The following is a 23,323-nucleotide window of genomic DNA, read 5'->3' as shown; positions in this document are numbered from 1 at the left end:
CGGGTGCCGCGGCCGGTTCTCCCCGCCCCGCAGGGGGGACCGGCCGCGTCCGGTCTCAGTCGGCGTGTGCCTCCCGTACCCGCAGCGCGCGGGCCAGGTCGTCGAGCTGGTCGGTGAGCTTGCGGCGCAGGGCGGGGATCGGGTCGGCGTCGGCGAGGCACTCCTGGCCGAGGCGGAGGGTGTCGGTGTCGACGGCGTGGGCGGGGAAGGCCCAGCGGCCGGCGGCGTCGGCGATGGCGGGGCCGCGGCGGGCGGCGAGGGCGACGGCCTCGGTGTAGTAGCGCGGCACGTAGTCCCGTACGAGGTCGGCCTGTTCGGGCTGCCAGAAGCCCTGGGCGGTGGCGGTGAACAGGTAGTTGGAGAGGTCGTCGGAGGCGAACATGGCGTCCCAGGCGCGGGCCTTGGCGTCGGCGTCGGGCAGCGCGGCGCGGCAGCGGGCGGCGCCCTCCTGGCCGGTGGCGCTCGGGTCGCTCGCCAGTTCGGCGGCGATGGCAGCCTCGTCGGTGGCGCCGAGGACGGCGAGCCGGGTGAGGATGCGCCAGCGCAGCTCGGGGTCGAGTTCCGGACCGCCCGGCACGGTGCCGTCGGCGAGCCAGGCGGCGATGGTGTCGGGGTGGGCGGCGGTGGAGATGCGGTGGCGTACGGCGATCAGGCGCAGGCCGGGGTGGTCTCCGTCCTCGGTGCGGCGGATGAGGTCGCGGCACAGCTCGGCGAGGGTGTTGAGGGCGGCGGGCCGCTGCTCGGGGGTGACGTAGCGGTCGGCGACCTGGCCGGCGGCGAAGGCGAGGACGCCGTCGACGAGGGCGAGGTCGGTCTCGTGCGGGAGGTGGGTGCGGGCGATGCCGAGGTAGGCGGCGGCGGGGAGTTCGCCGTCGCGGACGGCGTCCCTCAGGGCGTTCCAGACGACGGCCCGGGTGAGCGGGTCGGGCAGGCCGGACAGGCTGTCGCTCAGGGTGCGGAAGGAGTCGGCGTCGAAGCGGATCTTGGCGTAGCTCAGGTCGCCGTCGTTGAGGACGACCAGGGCGGGGAGCTTGCCGATGGGCCGGGGTTCGGCCTGCGGGACGTCGAGGTCGAGCCGTTCGCGCGGGGTGAGGCGGCCCTCCTCGCCGGGGTCCTGGTCGTAGAGGCCGACGGCGATGCGGTGGGGGCGCTCGCCGGTGCGGTGGACGGTGAGGGCGCGGCTGCCGTTGTCGCCGGTGATGCTCGGGGTGAGGGTGTCGACGCCGGTGGTGCGCAGCCAGGCGTCGGCCCAGGCGTGGACGTCGCGGTCGGTGGCGGCGGCGAGGGAGTCGATGAAGTCGGCGAGTGAGGCGTTGGCGAACTTGTGCCGGTCGAAGTGGATGTTGATGCCGGCCAGGAAGTCCTTCTCGCCGAGCCAGGCGACGAGCTGGCGCAGGGCGGAGGCGCCCTTGGCGTAGGAGATGCCGTCGAAGTTGAGGAGGGCGGAGGCGGTGTCCCGGACGTCCTCGGGGGCGACGGGGTGGGTGGAGGGGCGCTGGTCGGCGTCGTAGCCCCAGGCCTTGCGGGTGACGCCGAAGTCGGTCCAGGTGTCGGTGAAGCGGGTCGCCTCGGCGGTGGTCTGGTAGCCCATGTACTCGGCGAAGGACTCGTTCAGCCAGATGTCGTCCCACCAGCGCAGCGTGACGAGGTCGCCGAACCACATGTGGGCCATCTCGTGGGCGATGACCATGGCGCGGGTCTGGCGCTGGGTGTCGGTGACGGCGGAGCGGAAGACGAACTCGTCGCGGAAGGTGACCAGGCCCGGGTTCTCCATGGCGCCGGCGTTGAACTCGGGGACGAACGCCTGGTCGTAGGAGTCGAAGGGGTAGGGCTCGGTGAACTTCTCGTGGTAGCGGTCGAAGCAGGCCCGGGTGACCTCGAGGAGTTCGTCGGCGTCGGCGTCCAGGTGCGGGGCGAGCGAGCGGCGGCAGTGGAGGCCGAAGGGCAGGCCCCGGTGCTCGGTGCGCACGGAGTGCCAGGGGCCGGCGGCGACGGCGACGAGGTAGGTGGAGATCAGCGGGGTGGTGGCGGCCTTCCAGCGGCCGTCGCCGGTGTGCTCGGTGACGCCGTTGGCGAGGACGGTCCAGCCCTCGGGGGCGGTCACGGTGAGGTCGAAGACGGCCTTGAGGTCGGGCTGGTCGAAGGCGGCGTAGACGCGCTGGACGTCGTCCAGGAAGAGCTGGGTGTAGACGTAGGTCTCGCCGTCGGAGGGGTCGGTGAAGCGGTGCATGCCCTCGCCGGTGCGGGAGTAGCGCATGGCGGCGTCGACGCGCAGCTCGTGCTCGCCGGGGGCGAGGTTCTTCAGGGCCAGCCGGTTCTCGTCCAGGGCGGCCGGGTCCAGGGGGTGTCCGTCCAGGGTGACGGTGCGCAGTTCGGCGGGCTTGACCTCGACGAAGGTGTCCGTGCTGTCCGTGTCGCCGCGGACGGTGAACCGGATGACGGTACGGGAGTCGAAGGTCTCGTCCCCACGGGTCAGATCGAGTTCGATCGCGTAGTGGTGGACGTCGAGGAGCCGGGAACGGGTCTGCGCTTCGTCGCGCGTCAGTACGGACATGCACGACATGCTGCCTGATGCGGTGGGCAGGGCACAGAGGCGGTTCGGTACGTACGGTATGTCCGGTCCGCCGCGCCGCCCGCGCGTCTGCGTCGCACTCCCCCGGCGCGCGCCCCCGGGGCGGGGGCGCACCCGGTCTCAGCCGGCGGCCGGTGCGTCGCCGGCGGCGTTGCTCTCCGCGATGCGCTCGTGGTGGTGGATCACCTCGGCGACGATGAAGCCCAGGAACTTCTCGGCGAACGCCGGATCCAGCTTGGCGCTCTCGGCGAGGGTGCGCAGCCGGGCGATCTGCTGGGCCTCCCGGCCCGGGTCGGCGGGCGGCAGCCGGTGGCGGGCCTTGAGGTGGCCGACCTGCTGGGTGCACTTGAAGCGCTCGGCGAGCATGTGGACGACGGCCGCGTCGATGTTGTCGATACTGTCCCGCAGCCGGGCCAGCTCCTCGCGGACCGCGGGTTCGACGGCACCGGTACCGGTGTTGCTGGTGGTCATGGGCGCACACCCTACGGGTGGCGGCCCGGCTGTCGCAGACCGTCTCAGGCGCTGAACGCCGCACGGTCCCCGTGCGGCTCCTACAGTGGGACCGGCAGGGCTCAGGGAGCAGGGTTCAGGCGTCTTGGGGGTAGGGCGTGGCGAACGGCGGACCGGTCGAGCACGGGTTCCCGCACCTGGAGACGGTGCGGGAGGCGGTCACGGCGCTGTACCGGCGGCTGTCGTACGACACCGTCCGGACCTTCTCGGCCAGTGTGGCCCCGGTGGACGTGGCGTTCTGCGACACGGACGACCTGTACCTGGGCACGCAGCGGGTGGCCCGCGAGCTGGTGCGGCACTACCGGCTGCCCGACGCCCGCATGATCGTCTCCTTCCGCGAGATGACCCACGCGGCGAACGTGGAACTCACGGCCGGCCCGGAGTACTTCATCGAGCTGAACGACCGGTTCCGCACCCATCGCCGGGACATCGGCGCGGCCCTCGCGCACGAGGTGATGCACGTCTACCTCCACCGTCTCGACCTGTCCTTCCCCGGCACCCGGGCCAACGAGATCCTCACCGACACGGCGACGACGTACCTGGGCGCGGGCTGGCTGCTCCTGGACGCCTACCGGGAGGACTCGGCGTCCTCGCAGAAGCTGGGGTATCTGACGCCGGAGGAGTTCGGGTACGTCCTGGCCAAGCGGGCGCGGCTGTTCGGCGAGGACCCCTCGGTGTGGTTCACCAGCCCCCAGGCCTACACGGCGTACAGCAAGGGGCTGGCCCGGGCGCGCCGGGACGAGCAGCAGCCGCCGCTGACCGCGGCCGGCTGGGCGGGCCGCCGCCGCTACGCCCGGGACCGCCGCCACGCGCAGGACCCGCACGCGGCCGGTGCGGCGGCGGACGGCGACGCGTACGCGTTCACGGCTCAGGCGCCGGGGCAGCTGCGGGTGTCGTTCCCCTGCCCGACGTGTCACCAGCGGATCAGGGTGCCGGTGCGGGGCCGGGTACGGGCGCGGTGCGGGCTGTGCCGGACGGTGCTGGAGTGCGACACGTAATCGGGGGCGCGGAGTGCGGGGGCGCTGTTTGAATGCCCGTATGACACAGGCGATCGAAGAACCCTGGGGCATCAGCGTGTTCGGCTCGGGCACGATGCGGGCCGAACCGTCCGTCGCACGGGTGCGGCCGGCGGTGGACGTCCTGGAACCGACGCCGGAGCAGGCCTTCCAGCGGGCCGGGGAGGCGGTGGCCCGGCTGCGGGAGGCGTTGCGGCGGCACGGGGTGCCGGACGCCTCGGTCTCGGGTTCCCGGCTGGGCCTCAGCTCGGAGTACGACGGTCACGGCGGTCGCCGCACGATGGTCGGGTACCGGTGCCAGGCCTCGTACGCGGTGGAGACCGAGGAGCTGGACGGGCTGGAGCGGCTGATCGCGGACGTGGTCGAGGCGGGCGCGCACCGGATCGACGGCGTCGAGTTCGACGTGCACGACCGGTCCGCACTCCTCGACGAGGCGCGGCGCAGGGCCGTGGCAGCGGCCCGCCGCAAGGCCGAGGTGTACGCCGAGGCGGCGGACGCGCGGCTGGGGTCGGTCCTGCACATCCAGGACGTGGAGTCGGAACCCGTCGCCGCGTTCCGTGTCTCCGCGGGCGGCGGCCCGCCGGGCGCGCTGGTTCCGGGCGTGGTGGAGGTGTCCGCCCGGGTCGCGCTGGGCTTCTCCCTCAGGCACTGAGCGCCGTCCTCAGGCGGGCCGCACGATCCCCTGGGCGCGTGCGGCCGCCAGCCACTGGGGGAACTCGCCCACCAGCCGGTCGTACAGCTCGGCGTCGGTGACCTTGCGGGGGTCGCGGCCCGCGTGGAAGAAGCCCGCGTTGTCGACGACCCGCTTGCCGGGCACCGCGAGTTCGTCCAGCTTGCGCAGGTACTCGAACTGGCGGCTGCCCGGGTCGCCGAAGCCGACGAACTGCCAGAACAGCGGCAGCGGGGCCGCCTTGCACAGGTAGCGCTCGGCGGCGAGCCGGTTGATCGGGCCTCCGTCGGTCTGGAAGACGACCAGGGCGGGGTGGTGGGAGCCGCTGTCCAGGTAGTGGTCGATGACGGCGTCCATGGCCAGGTGGTAGCTGGTCTTGCCCATGTGCCCGAGGCCGGACACGATCCGCTCGATCCGGCCCTCGTGGTCGGCGAGCGCGATCTCGGTGACCGCGTCGACGTCGGTGGAGAAGAACACCACCGGCACGGTGCCGTCGTCGTCGAGGTGCGCGGACAGGCTCAGCACCCGGTCGGCGAGCGCCTGCACGCTGCCGTCCTTGTAGTACGGCTTCATGGAGCCGGAGTAGTCGACGACGAGGTAGACCGCGGCCCGGGTCCCCTCCATGCCGTGCTTGGTGAGCGACACCCCGGCGGTCTTGTACAGGTCGACCAGCGCGGGCGCCGTCTCCCGCACCTTGGTGAGACTGATCGCGGTCATGCGGACTCCCCCCGTCACTGCCGCCCAGCGGCATCCGGGTGCCGAGGGTACGGCACGGCGCACCCCGCCTCCCGCCCGGTCCACCGGCATTCGCTATTTTGTTCGCCGCCGTCCCCACCGGCTCACCGTCCGCCCGTCCCGAGGAGCCGGCCCCGTGGATTCCGAGTCCACCGCCACCACCTGCTACCGCCATCCCGCGGTGGAGTGCCACGTCCGCTGCACCCGCTGCGAGCGGTACATCTGCCCGGACTGCATGCGGGAAGCGCCCGTCGGCCACCAGTGTCCGGAGTGCGTGAAGGAGGGGGCGCGGTCGGTACGGCAGGCCCGCACCCTCGTCGGGGGCAGGATCTCGACGACGCCCGTGGTGACGTACGCGCTGTTCGCGCTGAACGTGCTGGCGTACCTGGCGGAACTGGTGCGGCCGGAGCTCGTGGACCGGTTCGCCATGGTGGGTGCGCGGCTGGTCGGCGCGGACGGTACCCGCTATGTCGGCGACGGCGTGGTCCTGAGCTCCGGGCCGCTGCGGGTGGAAGGTGTCGCCGGGGGCGAGTGGGAGCGGATGCTCACCAGCGCCTTCCTGCACCAGCCGCCCTTCGAGGGCACGTTCGGGATCCTGCACATCACGATGAACATGGTCGTGCTGTGGCAGTTGGGACGGGTGGTGGAACTGATGCTCGGCCGGGTTCGTTTCGTCGTTCTGTACCTGCTGTCGGCGCTCGGCGGTTCCGTCCTGGAGCTGGTGCTCGCCGATCCGGGGCAGGTCTCGGTCGGCGCGTCCGGGGCGGTCTTCGGGGTGGGGGCCGCGTACTACGTGCTGCACCGCAGGCTGGGCGCCGAGCGGGGGCGGGTCAACCGTTTCATGGCCTGGCTGCTGCTGTGGCTGGTGGTGTCCGCCTGGTTCACCTCGTGGCAGGGTCATCTCGGCGGCCTGCTGGTGGGCGGTGCGCTGGCCCTGGCGTACGCGTACGCACCCCGTGGCGGACGCCGGGTGGCGGTGCAGGCCGGGGCGGGGGCCGGGCTGGTGGTGCTGCTGGCGGTGACGGCGGCGGTGAAGGTGTCGGAACTGACCGGCGGAAGTGTTCCCCTATGAGAGGTGTCCCCCTGTGAAACGTGTCGGAGTGCTGCTCCTCGGGGCCCTTCCCGTGATCGCCGCGGGCGTGTACCTCGCCGTGCCGGACGACTCGGCGGACCCGGCGGACACCGCGGCGGCCGCGTCCTCGTCGGCCCCGGCCACCGCCAAGTCCGCCCGCGACGACGCCAAGGACCGGGCCGAGGAGGAGCGGGAGGCGGACGACGCGCTGATCGCCGACCTGCCGCCGGGGCTCGCCGCACCGGCGAAGAAGGAGCTGGCCCAGCAGCTCGTGTCCAGCGCCGAGAACTCGACCACGAAGTGGCGCACCGCCTACGGCAGTATCCAGGACGTCGGCGACGGCGACGGGTACACCGCGGGCATCGTCGGCTTCTGCACCGGCACCCACGACCTGCTGACCCTGGTCGAGCGCTACACCGAGGCCCACCCGGACAACGGCCTGGCCGGCTATCTGCCCGCCCTGCGCGAGGTGGACGGCAGCGACTCCCACGAGGGCCTGGACCCGGGCTTCACGGCGGCCTGGAAGGCGGAGGCGGAGGTCCCGGCGTTCCGCGCGGCCCAGGAGGAGGAGCGCGACCGGGTCTACTTCGAACCGGCGGTGCGGCTGGCCAAGCTGGACGGCCTGGGCACGCTCGGCCAGTTCGTCTACTACGACGCGATGGTCTTCCACGGCCCCGACACGGACGCCGAGGGCTTCTACGGGCTGCGCGAGCGGGCCATGGCGAAGGCGAGGACGCCGGGTCAGGGCGGCGCCGAGAAGGCCTACCTGGACGCTTTCCTGGACGTCCGCGAGCAGGCCATGGAGGCCAAGCGGCCGGGCATCGACACCTCCCGCGTCGGCACGGCCCAGCGCCGGTTCCTGGCGGCCGGGAACATGAAGCTGGCGACGCCGCTGGTGTGGGAGATGTACGGGGACACCTACCGCGTGCCCTGAGCATGCGACGGCGCCTGCCCATGGTCCGGTCGGGGACGGGGCAGGCGCCATCAGTGTTCCGCACGCCTTTGTGCGGGACGTTCTTCGGTTGTCCGCCCGTCAGGACGGTTGTCCGCCCGTCGGGGCGGTTGTCCCGTCCGTCAGACCGCGAGGGCGCGGTCCGTCGGGCGGATCGGGGCCGGCAGGTCGCTGGCCCCGGTCAGGAAGCGGTCGGCGCCGCGCGCGGCCGAGCGGCCCTCGGCGATCGCCCAGACGATGAGCGACTGGCCGCGGCCGGCGTCACCGGCGACGAACACACCCGGCACGTTGGTCTGGAAGTCGGCGTCCCGGGCGATGTTACCCCGTTCGTCGAGCGCCAGGCCGAACTGGTCGACCAGACCGTTCTCCTTGTCGGTGCCGGTGAAGCCCATGGCGAGGGTGACCAGCTGGGCCGGGATCTTCCGCTCGGTGCCCGGCTTCGACGTGAGCTTCCCGTCGACGAACTCGACCTCGCTCATGTGCAGCCACTGGACGTTGCCGTCCTCGTCGCCCTCGAAGTGGGTGGTGGAGACGGCGTAGACCCGCTCGCCGCCCTCCTCGTGGGCGCTGGTGACCTTGTACAGCATCGGGAAGGTCGGCCACGGCTGGCGCACCGCGTCCCGCTCCTCGCCCGGCCGGGGCATGATCTCCAGCTGGGTGACGGAGGCCGCGCCCTGGCGGTGGGCGGTGCCCACGCAGTCGGCGCCGGTGTCGCCGCCGCCGATGACGACGACGTGCTTGCCCTCGGCCGTGATCGGGGGCGCCACGTAGTCGCCCTCCTGGACCTTGTTGGCCAGCGGCAGGTACTCCATCGCCTGGTGGATGCCGTTCAGCTCGCGGCCGGGGACCGGCAGGTCGCGGGCGGTGGTGGAGCCGGCGGCGATGACGACCGCGTCGTAGCGCTTCTTGAGGCTGGTGGCCGTCAGGTCGCGGCCGATCTCGACGCCGGTGCGGAAGCGGGTGCCCTCGGCGCGCATCTGCTCGATGCGGCGGTTGATGTGCCGCTTCTCCATCTTGAACTCGGGGATGCCGTAGCGGAGGAGGCCTCCGACGCGGTCCGCGCGCTCGTAGACGGCGACGGTGTGGCCGGCCCGGGTGAGCTGCTGGGCGGCGGCCAGGCCCGCCGGGCCCGAGCCGATGACGGCGACGGTCTTGCCGGACAGGCGCTCGGGGATGCGCGGGGCGACGTCCCCGGTCTCCCACGCCTTGTCGATGATGGAGACCTCGACGTTCTTGATGGTGACCGGCGGCTGGTTGATGCCGAGCACGCACGCCGACTCGCACGGGGCCGGGCACAGGCGGCCGGTGAACTCCGGGAAGTTGTTGGTGGCGTGCAGGCGCTCGGACGCCGCCGACCAGTCCTCGCGGTAGGCGTAGTCGTTCCACTCGGGGATCAGGTTCCCGAGCGGGCAGCCGTTGTGGCAGAACGGGATGCCGCAGTCCATGCAGCGGCTGGCCTGCTTGCTGATGATCGGCAGCAGGGAGCCGGGAACGTAGACCTCGTTCCAGTCCTTGACGCGCTCGTCGACGGGACGGGTCCGGGCGACCTCGCGTCCGTGGTTCAGAAAGCCCTTGGGATCAGCCATTGGTCGCCGCCTCCATCATCTTCTCGGTGGTCTCGGTCTCGGAGAGACCGGCTCGCTCGGCGGCGTCCTTGGCGGCGAGCACTGCCTTGTACGTGCGGGGGATGAGCTTGCTGAAGCGCTCCACGGCGGCGGGCCAGTCGGCCAGCAGCTTCCCGGCGACCGTGGAGCCGGTCTCCTCGGCGTGGCGGCGCACCACGTCGTGCAGCCAGTCCTTGTCGGCGTCGTCCAGCTCCTGGATCGCGTCGACGTTGCCGGCGTTGACGTTGTCGCGGTCGAGGTCGACGACGTAGGCGATGCCGCCGGACATGCCGGCCGCGAAGTTGCGCCCGGTCTCGCCGAGGACGACCGCGTGGCCGCCGGTCATGTACTCGCAGCCGTGGTCGCCGACGCCCTCGGAGACGACCAGCGCGCCGGAGTTGCGGACGCAGAAGCGCTCGCCGACCTTGCCGCGCAGGAACATCTCGCCGCCGGTGGCTCCGTAGCCGATGGTGTTGCCGGCGATGGTGGAGTACTCGGCGAGGTGGTCGGCGCCCCGGTCGGGGCGGACGATCACACGGCCGCCGGAGAGGCCCTTGCCGACGTAGTCGTTGGCGTCGCCTTCCAGGCGCAGGGTGATGCCGCGCGGGACGAAGGCGCCGAAGGACTGGCCCGCGGAGCCGGTGAAGGTGATGTCGACGGTGTCGTCGGGCAGGCCGCCGCCGCCGAACTTCTTGGTGACCTCGTGGCCGAGCATGGTGCCGACCGTGCGGTTGATGTTGCGGATGGCGACCTGGGCGCGCACCGGGGCGGCCCGGGTGGCGTCCGGGGCGGCCAGCGCGTCGGAGGCGAGCTTGATCAGCTGGTTGTCGAGCGCCTTCTCCAGGCCGTGGTCCTGGACGACGGCCTGGTGGCGCACCGCGCCCTCGGCCAGCGCGGGCACGTGGAACAGCGGCTCGAGGTCGAGGCCCTGCGCCTTCCAGTGGTCGACCGCGCGGGTCACGTCGAGGGTCTCGGCGTGGCCGACGGCCTCCTCGATGGAGCGGTAGCCCAGCTCGGCGAGGATCTCGCGGACCTCCTCGGCGATGAACCGGAAGAAGTTCACGATGTACTCGGCCTTGCCGGAGAAGCGCTCCCTGAGGACCGGGTTCTGGGTGGCGATGCCGACCGGGCAGGTGTCCAGGTGGCAGACGCGCATCATGACGCAGCCGGAGACGACGAGCGGCGCGGTGGCGAAACCGAACTCCTCGGCGCCGAGCAGCGCGGCGATGACGACGTCGCGGCCGGTCTTGAGCTGGCCGTCGGTCTGCACGACGATGCGGTCGCGCAGGCCGTTGAGCAGCAGGGTCTGCTGGGTCTCGGCGAGGCCCAGCTCCCAGGGGCCGCCCGCGTGCTTGAGCGACGTGAGCGGGGAGGCACCGGTGCCGCCGTCGTGGCCGGAGATCAGCACCACGTCCGCGTGCGCCTTGGAGACGCCCGCCGCGACCGTGCCGACGCCGACCTCGGAGACCAGCTTGACGTGGATCCGCGCCTGCGGGTTCGCGTTCTTCAGGTCGTGGATCAGCTGGGCAAGGTCTTCGATGGAGTAGATGTCGTGGTGCGGCGGCGGGGAGATCAGGCCGACGCCCGGGGTGGAGTGCCGGGTCTTGGCGACCCACGGGTACACCTTGTGGCCGGGCAGCTGGCCGCCCTCGCCGGGCTTGGCGCCCTGGGCCATCTTGATCTGGATGTCGTCCGCGTTGACCAGGTACTCGCTGGTCACGCCGAAGCGGCCGGAGGCGACCTGCTTGATGCTGGACCGGCGCGCCGGGTCGTACAGGCGCTCCGGGTCCTCGCCGCCCTCACCGGTGTTGGACTTGCCGCCCAGCTGGTTCATGGCGATGGCGAGGGTCTCGTGCGCCTCCTGGGAGATGGAGCCGTACGACATGGCGCCGGTGGAGAAGCGCTTGACGATCTCGGAGACGGGCTCGACCTCGTCGAGGGGGATCGGCTGCCGGCCGCTCTTGAAGCCGAACAGGCCGCGCAGCGTCATGAGCCGCTCGGACTGCTCGTTCACGCGCTCGGTGTACTTCTTGAAGATGTCGTACGTGCCGGAACGCGTGGCGTGCTGGAGGCGGAAGACCGTCTCCGGGTCGAACAGGTGCGGCTCGCCCTCGCGGCGCCACTGGTACTCGCCGCCGATCTCCAGGGCGCGGTGGGCCGGCGCGATGCCGCTGGCCGGGTACGCCTTGGCGTGGCGGGCGGCGACCTCCTTGGCGACCACGTCGATGCCGACGCCGCCGATCTTGGTGGCGGTGCCGTTGAAGTACTTGGCGACGAAGGCCTCGTCCAGGCCGACGGCCTCGAAGACCTGGGCGCCGCGGTAGGAGGCGACGGTGGAGATGCCCATCTTGGACATGACCTTGAGGACGCCCTTGCCGAGGGCGTGGATCAGGTTGCGGATGGCCTGCTCGGGCTCGCCGTCGTCGGTCTGGAGGAAGGTGCCGGCCCGGACCAGGTCCTCGACGGATTCCATCGCCAGGTAGGGGTTGACGGCGGCGGCGCCGAAGCCGATGAGGAGGGCGACGTGGTGGACCTCGCGGACGTCGCCGGCCTCGACCAGCAGGCCCACCTCGGTGCGCTGCTTGGTGCGGATGAGGTGGTGGTGGACGGCGGCGGTGAGCAGCAGCGAGGGGATCGGCGCGTGCTCGGCGTCCGAGTGGCGGTCGGACAGGACGATCAGCCGGGCGCCGTTCTCGATGGCGGCGTCGGCCTCGGCGCAGATCTCCTCGATCCGCGCGGCCAGCGCGTCGCCGCCGCCGTGCACCCGGTAGAGCCCGGAGAGGGTGGCGGCCTTGAAGCCGGGCATGTCGCCGTCGGCGTTGATGTGGATGAGCTTGGCCAGCTCGTCGTTGTCGATCACCGGGAAGGGCAGCAGGACGCTGCGGCACGAGGCGGCCGTCGGGTCGAGCAGGTTGCCCTGGGGGCCCAGCGAGGAGCGCAGCGAGGTGACCAGTTCCTCGCGGATGGCGTCCAGCGGCGGGTTGGTGACCTGGGCGAAGAGCTGGGTGAAGTAGTCGAAGAGCAGCCGGGGCCGCTCGGAGAGCGCGGCGATGGGCGAGTCGGTGCCCATGGAGCCGATCGGCTCGGCGCCGGCCTTGGCCATCGGCGCGACGATGACGCGCAGCTCCTCCTCGGTGTACCCGAAGGTCTGCTGGCGGCGGGTGACCGAGGCGTGGGTGTGCACGATGTGCTCACGCTCGGGCAGGTCGGACAGCTCGATCTCGCCGGCTTCCATCCACTCGGCGTACGGCTGCTCGGCGGCGAGCTGGGCCTTGATCTCGTCGTCCTCGATGATGCGGTGCTCGGCGGTGTCCACGAGGAACATGCGGCCGGGCTGGAGGCGGCCCTTGCGGACGACCTTGGCGGGGTCGATGTCGAGGACGCCGACCTCGGAGCCGAGGACGACGAGGCCGTCGTCGGTGACCCAGTAGCGGCCGGGGCGCAGACCGTTGCGGTCGAGCACGGCGCCGACCTGGGTGCCGTCGGTGAAGGTGACGCAGGCGGGGCCGTCCCAGGGCTCCATCATCGTGGAGTGGAACTGGTAGAAGGCGCGCCGGTCCGGCTGCATGGAGTCGTGGTTCTCCCACGCCTCCGGGATCATCATCAGCACGGAGTGCGGCAGCGAGCGCCCGCCCAGGTGGAGCAGCTCCAGGACCTCGTCGAAGGAGGCGGAGTCCGAGGCGTCCGGCGTACAGATCGGGAAGATCCGCTCCAGGTCCGCGGAGGAGCCGAACAGGTCCGAGGCCAGCTGGGACTCGCGGGCGCGCATCCAGTTGCGGTTGCCCTTGACCGTGTTGATCTCGCCGTTGTGCGCGACGAAGCGGTACGGGTGGGCGAGCGGCCAGCTCGGGAAGGTGTTGGTGGAGAACCGGGAGTGCACGAGCGCGATCGCGGAGGCGAAGCGGCGGTCGGACAGGTCCGGGAAGAACGGCTCCAGCTGGCCGGTGGTCAGCATGCCCTTGTAGACGATGGTCCGCGCGGACAGCGACGGGAAGTAGACCCCGGCCTCGCGCTCGGCGCGCTTGCGCAGCGCGAAGGCGCGGCGGTCCAGGGCGATGCCCTGCGAGGTGCCGTCGCTCACGAAGATCTGGCGGAAGACCGGCATCGTGGAGCGCGCGGTGGCGCCGAGCATCTGCGGGGCGACCGGGACCTCGCGCCAGCCGAGGACGGTGAGGCCCTCCTCTTCGGCGATCGTCTCGATGCGCGAGACGGCGTCCTGGGTGCCGTCGACCGGCAGGAAGGCGATGCCGACGGCGTACGCCCCGGCCTCGGGCAGGTCGAATCCGGCGACCTCGCGGAAGAACGCGTCGGGCACCTGGGAGAGGATGCCCGCGCCGTCGCCCGAGTCGGGCTCGGAGCCGGTGGCGCCGCGGTGCTCCAGGTTGCGCAGCACGGTGAGTGCCTGGTCGACCAGGGTGTGGGACGCCTCGCCGGTGAGGGTGGCGACGAAACCGACGCCGCACGCGTCGTGTTCGTTGCGGGGGTCGTACATACCCTGCGCGGCAGGGCGAGCATCCATGAAGGACCAGTTCTGGCCATTCGCGGAGTGCTGGGACGGCTGGCGCGGCGTACGCATCGGCTCTCCCGTCGTCGTCATCTGGCATGTGGCAAGTGCCGAGGGACGACGTTGGCCCTCTGCGTGGGTGCATCAGTGGCTGAAAAATTTGGTGCAGGTTACATGATGGATTGGTTCTCGGTAAACGGGACAATCCGTTCCAACATGCGGACACCGAAGGGTCGCGGTGGGGGTTCCGCACCCGCGGTGGAGGCCATGGAGACCGACGCGGACAGATCGATGTCCGTCGGCCGGAGGGGGCGGAGGGAGCGTCGTCGCCCACTCCGCCGATACGCGGCAGGCTTCATTGCCCACAGCGCTTACGGCTCATGCCCGGAGATTACGCACTCGAAACCAGCGAGTAACGGCTACGTGCGGGGCTGCGAGCAGCGGCCGCGTGCGGCGACTACTTATGCGGCCCCTCGCATAAGTTCGAGCCGGGCTATCCTACGGCCGTTCCGAACAGGCTGCCCAGGAGATACGTCACACCGGCCGCCGCCCCGCCGAGGGCGAGCTGCCGCAGGCCGCTGTACCACCAGCTGCGGGCCGTGACCTTGGCGACCACCGCGCCGCACAGGAACAGCCCGGCCAGGGCGAGCAGCACCGCGGGCCACAGGGCGCCGGCACCGAGCAGGAAGGGCAGCACGGGGAGCAGGGCGCCCAGTGCGAAGGATCCGAACGAGGACACGGCCGCCACGGTCGGCGAGGGCAGGTCGGAGGGGTCGATGCCCAGCTCCTCGCGGGCGTGTATCTCCAGGGCCTGCTCGGGGTCGCTGGACAGCTGGCGGGCCACCTCGCGGGCCAGCTCCGGCTCGACGCCGCGCGCCTCGTAGAGCGCGGCCAGCTCCGCCTCCTCGTCCGCCGGGTGCTTGCGCAGTTCGCGGCGCTCCACGTCCAGCTCGGCCTCGACCAGCTCGCGCTGGGAGGCGACGGAGGTGTACTCGCCGGCGGCCATCGAGAAGGCACCGGCGGCCAGCCCCGCGAGCCCGCTGATCACCACGGTCTGCTGACTCGCCGTACCGCCGGCGACACCGGTCATGAGGGCCAGGTTGGAGACCAGTCCGTCCATCGCGCCGAAGACGGCGGGGCGCAGCCAGCCGCCGTTCACGTCGCGGTGGGTGTGGTTGTCGCGGTGCGCCTCGTGCAGCGCCGCCTCGGTCTCGATGATGGCCATGAGGGTTCCCCCGGGGAAGCTAGTTTGGACTCATTCCACTTTTTAACAACACCCAATCTACGCCGATCATTTCCGTCCCGCCAGCAAGGAAAGGCTGGGCTTACCTGCGGTTTTACCTCTCCGCACTCATCCGTGATCTTGTCCGCTCATATGTCGACCGGGTGACACCGGCCCCGGTTCGGCTGCGGGGCCCACCGCACCGGGGACAGATGTGCCGAGGGAGAGGAGAGGCCGCATGGCATCCACCGCCTGCATTCCCCCGGTCCCCGCGTCCCAGGGCGCCGCCGGGCTCCGCGACCGGGCCCGGGGCGCGCTGCTCGGGCTGGCCGTCGGGGACGCCCTCGGGGCACCGGCCGAGAACATGAAGCCCTCCGAGATCCGCGCCCGCTGGGGGCGCATCACGGGGTACGTGGCCGACCGGCCCGCCGGTACCGACGACACCGAGTACGCGATCTTCTCGGGCCTGCTGCTGGCCCGCCACGGCGCCGGGCTCACCCAGGCCCACGTGGAGACGGCCTGGCACGAGTGGATCGCGGACCGGGAGGAGGGCCCGTTCCGGGGCGCGGGCTTCAGCGAGCGCGGCACCCTGGAGAACCTGCGCCGGGGTCTCGCCGCGCCGATCTCCGCCCAGCACCGGCACGCCTGGAGCGACGGGCTCGCGATGCGGGCCGCGCCGCACGGCGTGTTCGCGGCCGGACGGCCCGCGGAGGCGGCCCGGCTGGCGGCGATCGACGGCTCGGTCAGCCACGAGGGCGAGGGCATCTACGGCGGCCAGGCGGTGGCGGCGGGCGTCGCGGCGGCGATGGCCGGGGCGTCCACCGTCGCGGTGGTGGCGTCCGCGCTGGCGGTGATCCCGGACGACTCCTGGACGGCGCGCTGTCTGCGCCGCGCGATGACGGCGGCCCACCGCGGCGAACGCGCGGTGCGCTCCGCGGTGGTCATCGGCGGCTACCCGTGGACCGACCTGGCGCCCGAGGCCGTCGCCCTCGCCTTCGGGGCGTACGCGGCGGCCGACGGCGACTTCACGGACGCCGTCCTGACGGCCGTCAACATGGGCCGCGACGCCGACACCACCGCCGCGGTGGCCGGCGCCCTGGCGGGGGCGACCCGGGGCGTCCACGCCATCCCGCCCGACTGGGCCGCCGCCATCGGCCCGGTCCGCGGCACCTGCCTGCCGACGATGTCCGGACACCACGTCCTGGAGGTGGCGGACCTGCTGACCCGGGCGTCCTCCCCGGCTCCGCCGGCCCCGGAGCGGGTACGGGGGGCCACGGAGCGGTCCCTCCGAGACCCGGACCGGTCGCCGGCGGACCCGGGCCGGTCGCCGTCCGCCCCGGCCGCGCACGCACCCGTCCGGCCCGCGCACGCACCCGCCCCGGACGCCCACGCGGCGGAGGTGGGACCGTGAGCCGGGCTCGTGGTGCGGTCGGGCTGACGGGCACCACGGCGTACGTCGAAGGGCCCGGTGTGCCGGAGGTGCGCGGGCCCGGTGGGAGCGGCCACCGGCCGGGGGCCGAGCCGGGAACGGCTGCGGCCTCCCGTGCGGTACCGCTCGGCGACCGCGTCGAGGGGCTCCTCCTCGGGCTCGCCGCGGGAGACGCCGCCGGCTGGCCCGCCGCCCGGCACCGGGCCGCCCGGATGCCGGAGTGGACGCGGCGGCTCACCCGCGAGCTGGACACGTTCGCCGAGCGGAACGCCACCACCACCCTCCCCGTCCCCATCGCCCTGAACCAGCCCCCCGAGCCGCTGCGCCTCGGTCCCTCGGACGACGCCGAGTGGGCGGCGTTCGCGGCGGAGGCGGTGCTGCGGGCCGGGGACGACAGCCTGCTCGGGGACCTGAGCCGGGACCGCCGGATGCGCGCCGCGATCGACCTGACGTGGAACGCCGTCGCCAGCGAGGTCGCCGCGGCGGCCGACCGCGCCCCCGAGGTCGAGTCGGCCGTACTGCCGCTGCGCGCCCGCATCTCGGTGCGCGCCGGGCTCGGCAACCTCGCCGCCGGTCTGCGCCCGCCCGCCACCGGCCACGACAACCCGCACTACTTCGACGACGCCGCCTGCGTACGGGCCTGCGTCCTCGCCGTCGCCCACCCCGGCGCCCCGCACGCCGCCGCCGACCTCGCGGAGTTCGACGCCCGCTACACCCAGGACGGCGACGGCGTGCACGGTGCCCGGGCCATGGCGGCGGCGCTGGCCCGCGCGCTGGACGGCGCCGACGTGGACGCCTGCGTGGCGGCCGCGCTCGCCGAACTCCCCGAGGCGACGGAGATCGGCCGCAACGCCCGCCAGGCCCTGGCCCTCGCGGCGGACGCCGAGAGCACCTTCGCCCTCGTCCCGCTGCTCGAGCACCGCATCGTCGACCACGTCTACAGCTACGGCATCGCCGCCGCCGAGACCGTCCCGGTCGCCCTCGCCCTGGCCCGCGCCGCCGGTGGCCGCATCGCCGAGGCGGTACCGGCGGCGGCCTGTCTGTCCCGGGTGGCGGACTCCGCCCCCGCGCTGGCCGGCGCCCTCACCGGCGCGCTCGGCGGCGGCGCGTCGGTCCCCGCGTCCTGGCGGGACGCCTGCCGCACCCTGCCCGGCTGCGTACTGCCCCGGCTCACCGGCACCGACCTGGTCGAACTCGCCGCTCTCCTGCACGCCGCGCAACCGTCCCGAACGGAAGGACGAGGCACCCCATGACCTCCCGCACCCCGAACACCGCGCCCCTCGAGGAACGCGTCACCGGCGCCCTCGTCGGCGCGGCCGTCGGCGACGCGCTCGGCGGCCCCGTCGAGGGCTACTCCCCCGAGCAGATCCTCGAACGCCACGGCGGCCGCGTCCACGGCGTCGTCGGCCCCTGGAACGGCGACGCCTGGCGCACCGCCCGCCCCGTCGCGCCGTACCACAAGGGCGACGGCCACGTCACCGACGACACCTTGATGACCCACGCGCTGGTCCGGGTCTACGGCACGGTCCGCGACCACCTCGACGCGTACGCGGTCGCCGAGCACCTGGTCCCCGACCTGATCACCGACCCGCGCTGGATCCCGGAGCTGGAGGCCGAGGCGCTTTTGCTCCAGCGGATCTTCCTCGCGGAGAAGTGGCTGGTCGCGCGGATCCACTACGGCCACGTGGACCCGCGCGAGGCCGGCACCGGCAACATCGTCAACTGCGGTGCCGCGATGTACATGGCCCCGGTCGGCCTGGTCAACGCCGCGCACCCGGCGGCCGCCTACGCCGAGGCCCTGGACGTCGCGGGCGCGCACCAGTCGTCGTACGGCCGTGAGGCGGCCGGTGTCTTCGCGGCGGCGGTGGCCGCGGCGTGCGTGCCGGGGGCGACCCCGGAGTCGGTGGTGGCGAGCTGCCTGGCCCTGGCCAAGGACGGCACCAGGGCGGCGATCGAGGCCGTGTGCGACGTGGCCGCCCGCCACGCGGACTTCGAGTCGGCGCTCGCACCGCTGCGGGCGGCGGTCGCCCCGTTCGACACCGTGGGTCCCGACTACCGCGCGCCTTCGCTCGGTGCCCGCCGCCCCTCGCGCCTGCACGCGATCGAGGAACTGCCCGTCGCCCTCGGCATGCTGCTCGTCGCCGGCGGCGACTTCCGGCACGCGGTCCTCGGGGCGGTCAACTACGGCCGCGACTGCGACTCCATCGCCACGATGGCCGGCGCGCTGGCCGGGGCGCTGGGCTCGCCGGTGCCCGAGGACTGGGCCAAGACCGTCGCGGAGGCGAGCCGCCTGGACCTGTGGGAACCGGCGGCGACGCTCACCGCCGTCACGCGGGAGGTCTTCGCGCGCGACGTACGGCGCCGCCGCGCCCACGAGGAGGCGTTCGCGGAGATCGGGGGCACGGGATGCTCCGGCTGACCTGGGTCCAGCCCGAGGATCTGGTCGGCCACGAGCTGCGCCAGGCGCGGCTGGACGGCCGCGACGCGTCGGCGGTCGCGGCCCGCTGGCACGCGGCGGGCGGCGGCGAGGCCCCGCCCCGGGCCGGTGCCTCCGCCCGGCCCCGCCCCGTCTCTCCCGGCCTGCGTCGCCTGGCGGAGGATCTCCTGGACGCACTCTCCCGGCTGCCGTCCCCGTCGGCGGACGCCGAGCCGACGGACCTGGACCGGATCAGAGCGCTGTGCCCCGACTGGCCGTCCCCGCGCCCCGCCGCCTCCGTGTCCGTGTCCGCCGCCCGGCTGGAGGCCGCCTGGCTCGGCCGTGCCGTCGGCTGCCTCCTCGGCAAACCCGTCGAGAAGCTGCCCCTGACCGGTATCCGCCTCCTCGGCCGGGCCACCGGCAACTGGCCCCCGGCCACGTACTTCACCGCCCGCGGCGTCCCCCGCGACCTGCTGGCCGCGTACCCCTGGAACCGCCGCTCCGCGACCACCTCCCTCGCCGAGAACATCGACGGCATGCCGGAGGACGACGACCTGAACTACCCGCTGCTCAACCTCCTGCTGCTCCGGCGCCACGGCAGGGCCTTCACCACCGACGACGTGGCCCGCGTCTGGCTCGACGAACTCCCGCCCGGCCGCACCTTCACCGCCGAGCGCGTCGCCCTCCGCAACCTCCTCACCGGGCTCGAGCCCCCGGACACCGCCCGCCACCGCAACCCGTTCCGCGAGTGGATCGGCGCCCTGATCCGCGCCGACGTGCACGGCTGGACCAACCCCGGCGACCCGGCCGCCGCCGCCGGACAGGCGCATCGCGACGCGGCCCTCAGCCACACCGCCAACGGCGTCTACGCGGCGATGTTCGCGGCGGCCGTCGTCGCCGCCGCGGCCCCCGCCGACGCCCCCGACGTCCACGCCTGTCTGCGCGCCGGCCTCGCGGTCGTACCGCCCGGCTCCCGGCTCGCCGGGGCCGTCCGGCACGCCGTGCGGGTCGCGGGCGCGCACGCCGACTTCGACTCGGTCGTGGACGAACTCCACTCCGTGCACTCCCCCGCGCACCACTGGGTGCACGCCGTTCCCAACACCGCCCTGATCGCCGCCGCGCTCACCCACGGGGACGGCGACTTCACCGGCTCGGTCTCCCGCGTCGTCTCCGGCGGCTGGGACACCGACTCCAACGGCGCCACCGTCGGCGGCGTCGCCGGTCTGCTCGCCGGTTCCGCCGCCGCGCTGCCCGAGCACTGGACGGCCCCGCTGAAGAACCGCCTGGCCACCTCCGTCGGCGGCTTCGACGGCACCGGCTTCGACACCCTCGCCCACCTCACCCACCGGGAGGCCACCCGCCCATGCCCGAGCCCACCGTGACCTCCGCGGCCTCCGCGGCCTCCGCGACCGCTGTCCCCGTTCCCTCCGCCGCCCCGCTCACCGGCCTGCGGGTCCTCGACCTCGCCACCCTCTTCGCGGGGCCGCTGGCCGCCACCATGCTCGGCGACTTCGGCGCCGAGGTGATCAAGGTCGAGCACCCCACCCGGCCCGACCCCTCCCGGGGGCACGGCCCGTCGAAGGACGGGGTCGGCCTGTGGTGGAAGCTGCTGGGCCGCAACAAGCACACGATCACCCTGGACCTGTCGAAGCCCGCCGGGCGCACCACCCTCCTCCGCCTCGCGGCCACCGCCGACGTCGTCGTCGAGAACTTCCGGCCGGGCACCCTGGAGAAGTGGGACCTGGGCTGGGACGAGCTGTCCGCCGTCAATCCGCGCCTGGTCCTGACCCGGGTCACCGGCTTCGGCCAGTTCGGCCCGTACGCGCGCCGCCCCGGGTTCGGCACTCTCGCCGAGGCCATGAGCGGCTTCGCGGCGATGACCGGCGAGCCGGACGCGCCGCCGACGCTGCCGCCGTTCGGCCTCGCCGACTCCATCGCGGCGCTGGCGACGGCGTACGCCGTGATGACCGCGCTGGCCGCCCGGGAGCGCACCGGCCAGGGCCAGGTCGTCGACATGGCGATCATCGAGCCGATCCTGACCGTGCTGGGCCCGCAGCCCCTCTGGTACGACCAGCTCGGCCACGTCCAGCCGCGCACCGGCAACCGCTCGCAGAACAACGCCCCGCGCAACACCTACCGCACCGCGGACGGCACCTGGGTGGCCGTCTCCACCTCGGCCCAGTCGGTCGCCGAGCGCGTGATGCGGCTGGTGGGCCGCCCCGAGCTGATCGACGAGCCCTGGTTCGCGACGGGCGCCGGGCGGGCCCGGCACTGCGACGTGCTGGACGCGGCGGTGGGCGGCTGGATCGCCCGGCACTCCCGCGCCGACGTGCTCGCCGCGTTCGAGAAGGCCGAGGCGGCCGTGGCACCGGTCCAGGACGTGCGGGACGTGATGAGCGACCCGCAGTACCGGGCGCTGGACACGGTCACCACGGTCGACGATCCCGAGCTGGGCCCGCTGCGCATGCAGAACGTCCTCTTCCGGCTCTCCGCCACGCCGGGCGCGATCCGCTGGGCGGGCCGCCCGCACGGCGCGGACACCGAGGAGGTGCTGACCGGGCTCGGGCTCACCCCGGCGGACGTCAAGGAGCTGCGCGAGGAGGGCGTCGTATGACCGCACCCCTGAGCGTGTCCCTGAGCGCGCCCCCGCTGACCTGGCTGTACGCCCCCGGGGACCGGCCCCGGGTGGTGGCCAAGGCGCTGGCCGCCGGTGCCGACGTGGTGGTGGTCGACCTGGAGGACGCGGTCGCCGCCGACCGCAAGGAGTACGCCCGCGACGCCACGGCCGAGCTGCTCACCGAGCCGCAGCCGGTGCCGGTGCACGTCCGCGTCAACGCCCTGGACGGTCCGCTCGCCGCCGCGGACCTGGCGGCGCTGGCCGCGCTGCCCGGTCTGTCCGGGCTGCGGCTGCCCAAGGTGACGGCGCCGGAGCAGGTCACCGAGGTCGCGTCGGCCGTCGGCGGGGCGCCGCTGTACGCGCTGCTGGAGACGGCCCTGGGGGTCGAGCGGGCGTACGGGATCGCCGCCGCCCATCCGGCGCTGCGCGGCATCGCCCTCGGGGAGGCGGACCTCCGGGCCGATCTGGGGGTGCGCGGGGACACCGGCCTGGACTGGTCGCGCTCGCGCGTGGTCGTGGCCGCGCGGGCGGCGGGCCTGGCACCGCCGTCCCAGACGGTGCATCCCGACACCCGGGACCTGGAGGGCCTGGCCGCGTCCTGTGCCCACGGCCGCGCCCTGGGGTTCCTGGGACGGGCCGCGATCCACCCCCGGCAGCTGCCGATCATCGAGCGGGCGTACCTGCCGACCGAGCGGGAGCTGGAGGAGGCGGAGACCATCGTGAAGGCGGCCACGGTGCAGCCGGGCGCGCAGGCACTGCCGGACGGCCGGTTCATCGACGCGGCGGTGGTGGCGACGGCCCGGCGCACCCTGTCGCTGGCCCGGCGGCCCTCCCTGTCCTGAGCCGTGTCCCGGCAGACGCCGAGGGCGCCCGGGGAAGTCCCGGGCGCCCTCGGCGGCGTGTGCGGCGGGCGGGGTCAGCCCTTCTTGGCGGAGTCGGCCCCGTTCTTCACGCCCCCGGCGTCCTTCTCGTCCTTCTCGTCCTTCGCGTCCGCCGCCGCGCCGTCCGTGTCCTCGGGCGCCTCGGCGGCCTTGGGGACGCCGGTCTTCCCCGGAGCCTCCTCGGTGCCCGCGGTGTCCGTGGCGTCGGAGGCGGTGTCCGCGGAGGCCGTCCCCGCGTCCTCCTTCGCGTCCTTCTCCCCTTCGGGCCCGGCGTCGCCTCCGGCGGACTCCGCGCCCGGCTCCACCACGGCCTCCCGGCCCGGCCGCATCCGTGCCGAGAGCACGATGTACAGCACGGCGAGCAGGAACACGAAGAGCGCCGTCCAGTTGTTCAGGCGCAGGCCCAGGATGTGGTGGGCGTCGTCGACGCGCATGTACTCGATCCAGAACCGGCCCGCGCAGTACGCCGCCACGTACAGGGCGAAGGCGCGCCCGTGGCCGAGCCTGAAGCGGCGGTCGGCCCAGATGACGAGCAGCGCGACACCGATGCACCACAGCGACTCGTACAGGAACGTCGGGTGGTACGTGCCCGGCAGCCGTCCGTCGGCCGTCGAGGTGATCTCCACGGCCCACGGCAGGTCGGTCGGCTTGCCGTACAGCTCCTGGTTGAACCAGTTGCCCCAGCGGCCGATGGCCTGCGCGAGGGCGATGCCGGGGGCGACGGCGTCGGCGTACGCCGGCATCGGGACGCCCCGGCGCCGGGCACCGATCCAGGCACCCACCGCGCCGAAGGCGATCGCGCCCCAGATACCGAGTCCGCCCTCCCAGACCTTGAAGGCGTCGACCCAGTCACGGCCCTCGCTGAAGTACAGCTGGTAGTCCGTGATCACGTGGTAGAGGCGTCCGCCGATCAGGCCGAAGGGAACGGCCCAGACCGCGATGTCGGCCACCGTGCCGGACCGCCCGCCCCGGGCGATCCAGCGCTTGTTGCCGAGCCAGACGGCAACGAAGACGCCGATGATGATGCAGAACGCGTAGCCGCGCAGCGGGATGGGACCGAGGTACAGCACCCCGCGCGACGGGCTGGGAATGAAGGCAAGTTCCATGGCAGGGTCGACGCTAC

17 protein-coding genes are annotated in these 23,323 nt (G+C 73.4%); 10 read left to right on the top strand and 7 right to left on the bottom strand.

Annotated features, from left to right (window positions below):
* Positions 1 to 55: 55 nt before the first annotated feature.
* Positions 56 to 2,554 carry an aminopeptidase N gene (pepN, locus tag Sco07f_RS29395; RefSeq protein ID WP_167468264.1) on the bottom strand — a complete coding sequence of 833 codons (2,499 nt, stop codon included), beginning with the start codon at positions 2,552 to 2,554 and terminating at the stop codon, positions 56 to 58.
* Positions 2,555 to 2,692: 138 nt separating this feature from the next.
* The gene (locus Sco07f_RS29390) at positions 2,693 to 3,043 is read right to left on the bottom strand and encodes a chorismate mutase (RefSeq protein ID WP_007388351.1); all 351 of its coding nucleotides are present in this window, start codon (positions 3,041 to 3,043) and stop codon (positions 2,693 to 2,695) included.
* A gap of 137 nt (positions 3,044 to 3,180) precedes the next feature.
* Here Sco07f_RS29390 and Sco07f_RS29385 point away from each other — a divergent pair, with 137 nt between their 5' ends.
* Both Sco07f_RS29385 and Sco07f_RS29380 read left to right on the top strand, forming a co-directional pair.
* A complete protein-coding gene (locus tag Sco07f_RS29385) occupies positions 3,181 to 4,080 on the top strand; it encodes a hypothetical protein (RefSeq protein WP_054103386.1) in 900 nt (299 codons plus the stop codon).
* A gap of 40 nt (positions 4,081 to 4,120) precedes the next feature.
* Complete coding sequence (locus Sco07f_RS29380) at positions 4,121 to 4,750, top strand: SIMPL domain-containing protein (protein ID WP_167468263.1); 630 nt, start codon at positions 4,121 to 4,123, stop codon at positions 4,748 to 4,750.
* A gap of 9 nt (positions 4,751 to 4,759) precedes the next feature.
* Here Sco07f_RS29380 and Sco07f_RS29375 read toward each other — a convergent pair whose 3' ends face one another.
* A complete protein-coding gene (locus Sco07f_RS29375) occupies positions 4,760 to 5,485 on the bottom strand; it encodes a vWA domain-containing protein (protein ID WP_007448364.1) in 726 nt (241 codons plus the stop codon).
* Between the two features lie 154 nt (positions 5,486 to 5,639).
* Here Sco07f_RS29375 and Sco07f_RS29370 point away from each other — a divergent pair, with 154 nt between their 5' ends.
* Both Sco07f_RS29370 and Sco07f_RS29365 read left to right on the top strand, forming a co-directional pair.
* Positions 5,640 to 6,575 carry a rhomboid family intramembrane serine protease gene (locus Sco07f_RS29370; protein WP_007448370.1) on the top strand — a complete coding sequence of 312 codons (936 nt, stop codon included), beginning with the start codon at positions 5,640 to 5,642 and terminating at the stop codon, positions 6,573 to 6,575.
* Positions 6,576 to 6,588: 13 nt separating this feature from the next.
* On the top strand, positions 6,589 to 7,509 hold the full coding sequence (locus Sco07f_RS29365) for a chitosanase (RefSeq protein WP_054103385.1): 921 nt from the start codon (positions 6,589 to 6,591) through the stop codon (positions 7,507 to 7,509).
* A 140-nt stretch (positions 7,510 to 7,649) separates the two neighbouring features.
* Here the strand turns inward: Sco07f_RS29365 and Sco07f_RS29360 are convergent, their stop codons facing one another.
* From Sco07f_RS29360 to Sco07f_RS29350, 3 genes are all read right to left on the bottom strand, one after another.
* Entirely contained in the window at positions 7,650 to 9,113 is a 1,464-nt protein-coding gene (locus Sco07f_RS29360; protein ID WP_007448365.1) for a glutamate synthase subunit beta, read from the bottom strand.
* On the bottom strand, positions 9,106 to 13,650 hold the full coding sequence (gene gltB, locus Sco07f_RS29355; RefSeq protein WP_042825939.1) for a glutamate synthase large subunit: 4,545 nt from the start codon (positions 13,648 to 13,650) through the stop codon (positions 9,106 to 9,108). Before gltB ends, Sco07f_RS29360 begins: the two co-directional genes overlap by 8 nt.
* A 478-nt stretch (positions 13,651 to 14,128) precedes the next feature.
* Positions 14,129 to 14,860 (bottom strand): VIT1/CCC1 transporter family protein, encoded by a 732-nt coding sequence (locus Sco07f_RS29350; protein WP_007448368.1) that lies wholly within the window; start codon positions 14,858 to 14,860, stop codon positions 14,129 to 14,131.
* Positions 14,861 to 15,095: 235 nt separating this feature from the next.
* Here Sco07f_RS29350 and Sco07f_RS29345 point away from each other — a divergent pair, with 235 nt between their 5' ends.
* The 6 genes from Sco07f_RS29345 to Sco07f_RS29320 are packed head-to-tail and all read left to right on the top strand — an operon-like array spanning position 15,096 to position 22,161.
* Positions 15,096 to 16,268 (top strand): ADP-ribosylglycohydrolase family protein, encoded by a 1,173-nt coding sequence (locus Sco07f_RS29345; protein WP_244942163.1) that lies wholly within the window; start codon positions 15,096 to 15,098, stop codon positions 16,266 to 16,268.
* Positions 16,265 to 17,539: an ADP-ribosylglycohydrolase family protein gene (locus tag Sco07f_RS29340; protein WP_054103384.1), complete on the top strand. Its 1,275-nt coding sequence runs from the start codon at positions 16,265 to 16,267 to the stop codon at positions 17,537 to 17,539. Before Sco07f_RS29345 ends, Sco07f_RS29340 begins: the two co-directional genes overlap by 4 nt.
* The gene (locus Sco07f_RS29335) at positions 17,536 to 18,705 is read left to right on the top strand and encodes an ADP-ribosylglycohydrolase family protein (RefSeq protein WP_007389781.1); all 1,170 of its coding nucleotides are present in this window, start codon (positions 17,536 to 17,538) and stop codon (positions 18,703 to 18,705) included. Before Sco07f_RS29340 ends, Sco07f_RS29335 begins: the two co-directional genes overlap by 4 nt.
* Positions 18,693 to 20,084: an ADP-ribosylglycohydrolase family protein gene (locus Sco07f_RS29330; protein WP_108989626.1), complete on the top strand. Its 1,392-nt coding sequence runs from the start codon at positions 18,693 to 18,695 to the stop codon at positions 20,082 to 20,084. The genes Sco07f_RS29335 and Sco07f_RS29330 overlap by 13 nt, the downstream gene beginning before the upstream one ends.
* On the top strand, positions 20,066 to 21,316 hold the full coding sequence (locus Sco07f_RS29325; RefSeq protein ID WP_244942162.1) for a CaiB/BaiF CoA transferase family protein: 1,251 nt from the start codon (positions 20,066 to 20,068) through the stop codon (positions 21,314 to 21,316). Before Sco07f_RS29330 ends, Sco07f_RS29325 begins: the two co-directional genes overlap by 19 nt.
* A 20-nt stretch (positions 21,317 to 21,336) precedes the next feature.
* The gene (locus tag Sco07f_RS29320) at positions 21,337 to 22,161 is read left to right on the top strand and encodes an HpcH/HpaI aldolase/citrate lyase family protein (protein ID WP_108989714.1); all 825 of its coding nucleotides are present in this window, start codon (positions 21,337 to 21,339) and stop codon (positions 22,159 to 22,161) included.
* A 74-nt stretch (positions 22,162 to 22,235) separates the two neighbouring features.
* Here the strand turns inward: Sco07f_RS29320 and lgt are convergent, their stop codons facing one another.
* Positions 22,236 to 23,306, bottom strand: a complete 1,071-nt coding sequence (gene lgt, locus Sco07f_RS29315) for a prolipoprotein diacylglyceryl transferase (protein ID WP_108989625.1) — start codon at positions 23,304 to 23,306, stop codon at positions 22,236 to 22,238.
* Between the last annotated feature and the right edge of the window lie 17 nt (positions 23,307 to 23,323).

Source organism: Streptomyces coelicoflavus (assembly GCF_003112555.1).
GTDB classification, from domain to species: domain Bacteria; phylum Actinomycetota; class Actinomycetes; order Streptomycetales; family Streptomycetaceae; genus Streptomyces; species Streptomyces coelicoflavus.
Note: the sequence above shows the minus strand (reverse complement) of the source record. Positions and strands in the feature narration are given on the sequence as shown.

What these genes read in the sequence shown, in the direction of transcription:
- pepN (WP_167468264.1), bottom strand. Translation starts at nt 2,554, where the DNA reads ATGTCCGTACTGACGCGCGACGAAGCGCAGACCCGTTCCCGGCTCCTC.
- Sco07f_RS29390 (WP_007388351.1), bottom strand. Translation starts at nt 3,043, where the DNA reads ATGACCACCAGCAACACCGGTACCGGTGCCGTCGAACCCGCGGTCCGC.
- Sco07f_RS29380 (WP_167468263.1), top strand. Translation starts at nt 4,121, where the DNA reads ATGACACAGGCGATCGAAGAACCCTGGGGCATCAGCGTGTTCGGCTCG.
- Sco07f_RS29375 (WP_007448364.1), bottom strand. Translation starts at nt 5,485, where the DNA reads ATGACCGCGATCAGTCTCACCAAGGTGCGGGAGACGGCGCCCGCGCTG.
- Sco07f_RS29360 (WP_007448365.1), bottom strand. Translation starts at nt 9,113, where the DNA reads ATGGCTGATCCCAAGGGCTTTCTGAACCACGGACGCGAGGTCGCCCGG.
- gltB (WP_042825939.1), bottom strand. Translation starts at nt 13,650, where the DNA reads ATGGATGCTCGCCCTGCCGCGCAGGGTATGTACGACCCCCGCAACGAA.
- Sco07f_RS29350 (WP_007448368.1), bottom strand. Translation starts at nt 14,860, where the DNA reads ATGGCCATCATCGAGACCGAGGCGGCGCTGCACGAGGCGCACCGCGAC.
- Sco07f_RS29345 (WP_244942163.1), top strand. Translation starts at nt 15,096, where the DNA reads ATGGCATCCACCGCCTGCATTCCCCCGGTCCCCGCGTCCCAGGGCGCC.
- Sco07f_RS29335 (WP_007389781.1), top strand. Translation starts at nt 17,536, where the DNA reads ATGACCTCCCGCACCCCGAACACCGCGCCCCTCGAGGAACGCGTCACC.
- Sco07f_RS29330 (WP_108989626.1), top strand. Translation starts at nt 18,693, where the DNA reads ATGCTCCGGCTGACCTGGGTCCAGCCCGAGGATCTGGTCGGCCACGAG.
- Sco07f_RS29325 (WP_244942162.1), top strand. Translation starts at nt 20,066, where the DNA reads ATGCCCGAGCCCACCGTGACCTCCGCGGCCTCCGCGGCCTCCGCGACC.
- lgt (WP_108989625.1), bottom strand. Translation starts at nt 23,306, where the DNA reads ATGGAACTTGCCTTCATTCCCAGCCCGTCGCGCGGGGTGCTGTACCTC.